The 7,223-nt window shown below is 38.5% G+C and carries 5 protein-coding genes and 2 pseudogenes; 3 read left to right on the forward strand and 4 right to left on the reverse strand.

Going from position 1 to position 7,223, the window contains the following annotated elements; translation table 11 throughout:
* The first annotated feature begins 658 nt into the window (after positions 1-658).
* From H6G97_RS41520 to H6G97_RS41530, 3 genes and pseudogenes are all read left to right on the forward strand, one after another.
* Positions 659-892 (forward strand): helix-turn-helix domain-containing protein, encoded by a 234-nt coding sequence (locus H6G97_RS41520; protein WP_190733682.1) that lies wholly within the window; start codon positions 659-661, stop codon positions 890-892.
* A gap of 325 nt (positions 893-1,217) precedes the next feature.
* The gene (locus H6G97_RS41525; RefSeq protein WP_190946415.1) at positions 1,218-2,018 is read left to right on the forward strand and encodes a hypothetical protein; all 801 of its coding nucleotides are present in this window, start codon (positions 1,218-1,220) and stop codon (positions 2,016-2,018) included.
* Positions 1,996-2,220 (forward strand): annotated as a pseudogene (locus tag H6G97_RS41530) (hydantoinase/oxoprolinase family protein); the annotation flags it as partial. The gene H6G97_RS41525 and the pseudogene H6G97_RS41530, both read left to right, overlap by 23 nt.
* 47 nt (positions 2,221-2,267) lie before the next feature.
* Here the strand turns inward: H6G97_RS41530 and H6G97_RS41535 are convergent.
* The 4 genes and pseudogenes from H6G97_RS41535 to H6G97_RS41550 all read right to left on the reverse strand — a co-directional run.
* The gene (locus H6G97_RS41535) at positions 2,268-4,262 is read right to left on the reverse strand and encodes a serine/threonine-protein kinase (RefSeq protein WP_190946416.1); all 1,995 of its coding nucleotides are present in this window, start codon (positions 4,260-4,262) and stop codon (positions 2,268-2,270) included.
* A gap of 183 nt (positions 4,263-4,445) precedes the next feature.
* The gene (locus H6G97_RS41540) at positions 4,446-5,051 is read right to left on the reverse strand and encodes a hypothetical protein (protein ID WP_190946417.1); all 606 of its coding nucleotides are present in this window, start codon (positions 5,049-5,051) and stop codon (positions 4,446-4,448) included.
* Positions 5,052-5,072: 21 nt separating this feature from the next.
* Positions 5,073-6,812 (reverse strand): tetratricopeptide repeat-containing S1 family peptidase, encoded by a 1,740-nt coding sequence (locus H6G97_RS41545; protein WP_190946418.1) that lies wholly within the window; start codon positions 6,810-6,812, stop codon positions 5,073-5,075.
* Between the two features lie 169 nt (positions 6,813-6,981).
* A pseudogene (locus H6G97_RS41550) lies at positions 6,982-7,223 on the reverse strand (hypothetical protein); the annotation flags it as partial.

The following is a 7,223-nucleotide window of genomic DNA, read 5'->3' on the forward strand; positions in this document are numbered from 1 at the left end:
CAGCCCCGAACCGAAAAGAAAAAGAAGCCGCCTCTGGTCAAAGATCCTAAGCATCCTCACGTCTCTACTGCCAAACTTTTATCTGGCGGCTAAATAACATTTAGACAGGTATCGGGCTGAAACTTGTGTCATGATTATAAATTGCCTCTTCTTTAGTAGGTTGGGGCATAGGGGCGATCGCTAGTTTTGCAGACAGGGCGATCGCCCTATTTTTATTGGTAAGTTTGTTGTGCTTTCAGCACAACACTCTCAATCTAGAATTGGCGAAGCCTTATATTTCTTGCTCCTAGTCAGTAACTGGAGCTTGCTACAGCAACATATCTCTTGATCGGGCGGTAGTCGGCAACGAGCTTCAAAGCGACTTCCGTAATGCTGTAGCAACTTTTTATTCATCGCAAATCAATTTCCCTTCCTGTTCCCCTCGCTTTCTCTGGTTTCGCCAGTGCATCAGTTACCCTTCTAGGTGGATTAATAGATTCGCTATTGTCAAGGTTCGATGGTGAGCGCCTCTATGTTTAGCTGAGAGGCTAGCGCTTGTTTCCTCTCTTATGATCAATACACTATCCTCTTGAGTAGTACTTGTCAAGTAGTGCATAATATGTAATTATAGAAGCATGAGAAAACTAACCCAGCAAAAGATACTTAAGGAGTAGTGCATGTGGAATTAACATTAATGCGGGTTACGTTTAGTAAAGAAATTCCAGGATTGGGGGAAAAAATTAAAGCTCTTAGAAAAGCTTCTCCTAAATCCTTAACGGAATTAGCAGCAGAGGCAGGTATTAGCACTCCTCATTGGCACAGGGTTGAGAACGAAAAAATTCAGGAATTGCCTATTGAAACATTGCGGAGTATAGAGAAAGCGTTGGGAGCGGAATTAGGGATTGAAACGTGATCTGCTCTTAAGGGGTGGATAACTAAAAGCGATCGCTCCCCGCCAAGAGCGCGATCGCCTGAACTAGCCTTTCTGTGAAGGATAGCCATGTCTAACTTAGAGAATTTTCAAAAGTTAAGCAAGAGTAGCCTTGTAGTGGCATTCCTGAGATTTATCACTAAATCAAGAATTTGAAGCTATCTAAAACCGATATAAATGATATTTAAACCAAAAAATTATGTGTCTGCCAAATTATTGATTTAAGTATACTTAAGTGTGTAAAAAATACAAATGCTAGCTATGAAAGAATGCACTAGCTCTATCATATTGTCACGAAGCTAAATCAATGTATAATCCAGTACCAGTTTTTCAACTACTCCTCCAAGATAACCCTTGTCTGTTCACTACTGAAGGGTTATCCTCGCTGCTTTGGGACTGTGTTCACATGAAATCCCCTAATCGTCACAAACTCACCTACCCTTCATTACTAAACAAGCAAGTTTACTTGGCGATAGCCGGACTGGAGAGTAGTGCTGAAGATGAACTAATGATTTACCGGATTATGTCTAATCCTCAAGCTTGGTATAACTTTACCAAAGTGCGACAACAAGACCAACCCTTTGAAAATATAGGTGAAGAATTTTATTCAAGCTTTGGCATTGAAATTTATCTTCAGCACAGAATTATAAATAGTATCCGATACCTGCAAAAAAGCTTAAATATTTCAGGAATTAGACAAACCAATATTGCTGTGCGCGATCGCCTGTTTTCGTACCCGACAGTAGAGGAGCATCTGGTCATACTTGATAGAGATCGCCTTACCCTTCAACAAGCTGTACCAGAAATCATTAAGTATTTTATCAGTCTTGCTCAGATACCGCCTAAATACAGATTATTTTTAGTTGACGAGAAAGAGCAGAAAATTCCCACTTCAGTCAGCATAGTTGAGAATGCGGCATCAAACGTAGCCATAGCAGAGATTTCTACAGAGTCTTTCGACTGGGAGCTAACAGGGGCTAACTGTTGGCGGGGTAAAAGTGTTGAAAGATTAGACCCTGATGAAATCCGTCTTACCCTGCATCTCGACTGGGACGAGAACAAGTTCATTTTTTTTGAAGCCCAACACTCGTACTCGTTCTATAAATAAAGTACCCACATCTGTTGAAACGGTACGGATGTTTACTGCTGATAATTGGTATCATACTCCTGTTTATCGACGAGAGGATTTACAACTAGAAGATATTATTAATGGGCCTGCAATCGTTGTTAAAAAATTTGGCATAATTGTAGTTGAACCTAACTGGCAAGCCAGATTAACTAAACAAAATCATTTGGTTTTACAGCGTTAATTACGCCGGATTGATTTTGAATTTTTAATTCTACCTTACAATATTAATTATATTGAATTATCTTGACAGTCAGAACTCTCACAAGTCTCAATTATTGAAGGCTCTGAAGTAAATGGAAGTTGGGATTCTGAGTTTCGTTTTCTCATCACTGACCGAGATTTTTTATAGGAGGGACTTGAATTTAATTTTTTTCGTTTGCTTCTAGAATTCGGAACTTTAGAGGAAGGATTTGAATTTGATTTTTTACCTTCGCTTCTAGAATTCGGAATTTTAGGTGATATTATCTTACTTCTTACACTTTTAACATGAGAAGGGGCAGATGTTTTGGGATTATCTTGTTTGAGGCTCGACTTTGCTTCTTGAATAATTGCTTCTTTCTGCTCTTGCCAATACTGAGTATCAGAAATTTTGTTTGCAGAAGTGATTGCATCATCAAATTCATTTTTAGCTAATGCACCTTGTGCCGCTTGCAATTGTTTTTTATTGTTATTAAAATCTTTTTGCCATTCATCAATTAACTTTTGAGCTTTTATAAAATTATCACTTTTCGGTGGAATAGTTCTAGCTATAATAATTGCATTATTCACATCTCCTAAATTCTCATATTTTTGTGTTGCTTGTGTAATAACTTTTCTAGACCATTCATTAATCAGGTTTTGAGCGTCTTGAGAAAAAGGTTGATTTGCCGGAACTTGAGCAGCCTGCTTAATTGCTTCAGAAAAGTTTAGATTTGTTGCTATAGTCTTAGCTTGTAAAATTCTGCACTCATTTAAAGTACTTAAAAGCTCAGTTTTGGCTTGTTTATATATTAATGATTTATTAGCAATCAGACTAAAGTCGTTTCCTCTTTTTATACATTTTTCATATTCTTTTATTTGCTTCAAAGACTTAACATCTTGTACGCTTGCTAATAACTTTTGAGTTTTGTGCCAATCAAGAGTAAAAACAGCAAATATATTGGCAAAGGTAATAAGACTTAAAGTAACTCCTAGTGGAGATTTAATTAAAGTAATGATTCTGGCAAAGCCTCTTAATTCAGAGCTTTGTTGAGAAACAAATAGATTGAAAGTTGGACTTGTTAATGGTTGGTAATTATTCCCTACACTAGTGATATTTAAATTTTGCCCAAAAGGGGATACTGGTACATTATCAAAGTTAGTAACTGGTTCGGTTTGAGAGTATCTAGAAGAAAGGTCTGGCTGTGTTATTGCATATCCTAATTCAACTACCAAGGATTCAAGTACTGCCAGTACCTCTTTAGCAGACTCATAGCGTTCTTGGAAATGGTAGCGTACCATCTTACTAAGGATACCAGCTAACTGAGGGCTGGCTTGAGCGTACCTTTGCCAGTCAATTTCACCATTAGCATCTTCTTTCAATTGCTGATGGTTTAGCCCTGTTATTGCTTGAATAGCGATAATCCCTAAAGCATAAATATCACTGCTGAAACGAGGTTTACCTCTTACCTGTTCAGGTGACATATAGCCTAAACTACCTACAACAATAGACGTACTCATCTGGCTTTGTACTGTAGCCAGTTGCATATTTATTTGCTTAACTATACCAAAATCAACTAGAACTAGTTTATTATCCTGCTGACGACGAATAATATTATTAGGCTTAACATCACGATGGATAACTCCATTGCTGTGAACAAAATCTAAAATTTCTAAAATTTCTCGTAATAGTTGGACTACTTGGCTTTCACTCCAAGGGTGGTTAAGTAATAACTCTGAACATAATACGTTACCTTCAATTAATTCTTGAACTAAAAAAAATTCTTGCTTTTCTTCAAAATAAGCTAAAAGCCGAGGAATCTGGGAATGATGACCTAGTTTTTCTAAAGCTTCAGCTTCTTTTTCAAATAAATATCGAGCTGATTTTAAAAAGGCAGGTTCAGCATTTGCTGGCTTCAAGTGCTTGACAACGCAAGTGGGATTACCCGGTCTGTGAATATCTTGAGCTATATAAGTTTGTCCAAATCCCCCTGCACCCAAGACTTTCAGTATTTTGTAACGCCCGGTTAGTAGTTGATTTAACATGAGCTAAACCTAATCTAAATATTATTAAATAATTAAAAAAAGTTTTAAAAAATCCAATTATACACCCTTTAACTTCTATTCCATCCAGATAAACGAAAATCAAATTTCTTAGAATAATTAAAAGTCAATTTGTACATTTAATTATTAATATCAATAGTCAATAGTTAGGTTTTCTAACCTTAATTATGGGGTTGGTATAATATTTGGTACATATTCTGGGTAAGCAGGGCTAACATACTGCATTCTTACTTGCGAACATCGTTCAGTGCTATCACAACTTTTAGCGTTCCAACCTTCCAAATTGCTTGCTTGCTCTATCAAAAAAGTGTCGGGTATATAGGAAACGATTGGTATATTCGTCCCACTATAGACGGGATTTTGTCCAAATATAATAAATCGATCTCCAGCAGACTTCACCACCATTGTTTGTTGCACAATATCGATGTGACTATTGGAATAGCGCACATTAACGGTCATGGTGCCATAACTGCCGGCCAAAGTTAGAAGTCCATCCAAAGAATACCCATTCATTTGCCACTGGAGTTTCCAAATTCCATCTAGAGGAGATATTTTCAGGGGTGAGTGAGAAGGAAAACCCGATGGTGGAAAGGACTGGGCAATCGCTATTGGAACAGCCGTTGCAATACAAAATGTTGGTATAAAAGTAGATGTACAGACTGTAGTACCAAATCGTAATAATCTCCTACAGATTAGTTTAAAGTGCTGAGGTTTCATAACTTTTTCGTCTACCTTCTGAAATTCATCAGATGTTACGTAGAGACGTTGCATACAACGTCTCTGGACTCTTAATTAGATAGGTTCATTCATACCGTCTGGAGTAGTTTCACCACTTGGTTGCGCGTTGTTTGGTTGACTAGGAGAAACAGGAGAGAATGATGACTGTAAGCGTTCAATAGTGTAGATTGCTTTTTGGTAACTAGCAGTATCCTTAGCTTGCTGGAATAAATTGGCAGCTGTTTGTAAATCCTCTAACGCACCTTGACGATCGCCTGAATCGCGTCGGAACAAGCCGCGACGGAAAATGGCAATGCTATTGTTTGGTTCATAACTCAATACCGTGTTCAAATCCTGAATCGCTGCTGGTAGCTGTCCCATGCGGCGCAATGTCAGCGAACGGTTGATATAGGCAGCAGTAAACTGGGGATTAAGAGCGATCGCTTGAGTAAAATCAGCAATAGTGCCTTGGCGATCGCTAAACATGGCACGAGCTAGCGCCCGGTTGTAATAAGACTGAGGCAGGTTTGGTACAAGCCGAACAACTTGGTCAAAATCGGCAAAAGCGCCGCGACCATCTTTCAAAGCGCGGAAGATAGATCCTCGGCTGTAGTAAGCTAAAACATCGTATGGATCAAAACTCAGGGCAACAGTAAAATCTGCAATTGCACCTTGTTTATCACCGACATAATATCGCGCTACCCCTCTGTTGTAGTAAGCAATGGGATTGTTGGGATTAAAGCGAATCGCCTCATTATAGTCAGCGATCGCACCTTGTTTATCCCCCATTTCATACCGAGCATCAGCTCGATTGAAATAAGCAATACTATTGTTGGAGTCAAGAGCGATCGCTTTTGTAAAACTGTTAATAGCTACCGTTTTATTAATTGGCTCTGACAGTCCCTTTGCCAACCAATCGTCAGTCGTTTGTGGATTCTTGATTCTTTGTTGAGGATTATCTGTTGTCTTTGAATTATCTACTTGTAATCCACTAATTTTATTTTGTTGAGCAATAGCCATAAAGGTATCAATTGGGACACCTCCACTCACTCCTTGTTTAATGGCTACGTCCAAATTGATTGTCTTTTCTTGTCCTCCCCCTTCTGTTGCACGATAAGAGTTAGTTTGCGTTGCCGTACCATGCACTCCTATAACTTTCCCGTCATCATCTAAGACTGGGCCACCACTCATACCACCTTCTGTAAGAGCGGCATAAAATATCGTGTAGCCACCTTTTTCTCCCAGTGCTTTTTTGAGCAAAGCAACTCCTTTCTGGAATTTATATTCCCGAGCAGGGCCAATTTGCCCTTGATCATTATTGACTGGAAATCCGGCTACAAATATTTTGCTGCCCTTGCTAATTTGATTAGAGCTTCTAAATGTGGCAATGGGATAAGTTTTATCGCTATTAAATGTAATTAAAGCTAAGTCGTTACTTCCTACGGTATCTGTTCCTAAACTTACGACATTAGCAATTTTATATTCTGCCTGATCGCTGGTGCGAATGCTAACAGGTTTGGGCCCATGTTCTGGATTAACAACGTGGTTACAAGTTAATAAAGTGTATGTGTTGCCTTCACGTTTGATAATAAACCCAGAACCATCTGTCGTTTGCCCAATCACAGAATTAGGGGGGCGATTAACTTGTACAGTAATGGATTTAACATACTGGTTAATTTGTTGATTGCGCTGGATTTGTTCTGGCGTATCAGCTAAAGTAACATACATAGTTTGCTGAATTATCACAATAGTAGCAATCGATGCCGTCCCTGCTAGAACGCTATAAGGAAAATTAGAGCGATAATTTAAGTTCATAGGTCAACTAAAATTGAAGCAATAAAAGTAAAAAATTGGAATAAATTATACTCTGAATGGAGAGTGTAATTTATTTAAAGAATCCCTGAAACGTAGCAATGGGAATAGCCCAATTCAAGGTTTCCATTTGTTCAAATAAAGTATCGGCTCAAAATTTCGGGGTAGAGATTTATTCAGGTAGCCACGACCAACCAAATGGGTTAGAAGAAGACTTCTCTCGAATAATGTTACCCAAACAGGGAATATCACCGAGTTGCAAAATCCGGTCATGCATATACTCAAAAAAGCTAATACCTAACTTACGAGTAGTGGCAACCAGGGACATGAAAATATCCCATGCTTTGGTACCAAGTTCTGTTTGGGTGGCATAACTAATCTTGCGTCGCTGTACCATAGTTCTAGCAGCCAACT

Origin of the sequence: Nostoc flagelliforme FACHB-838 (genome assembly GCF_014698065.1) — a bacterium.
Classification (GTDB): domain Bacteria; phylum Cyanobacteriota; class Cyanobacteriia; order Cyanobacteriales; family Nostocaceae; genus Nostoc; species Nostoc flagelliforme_B.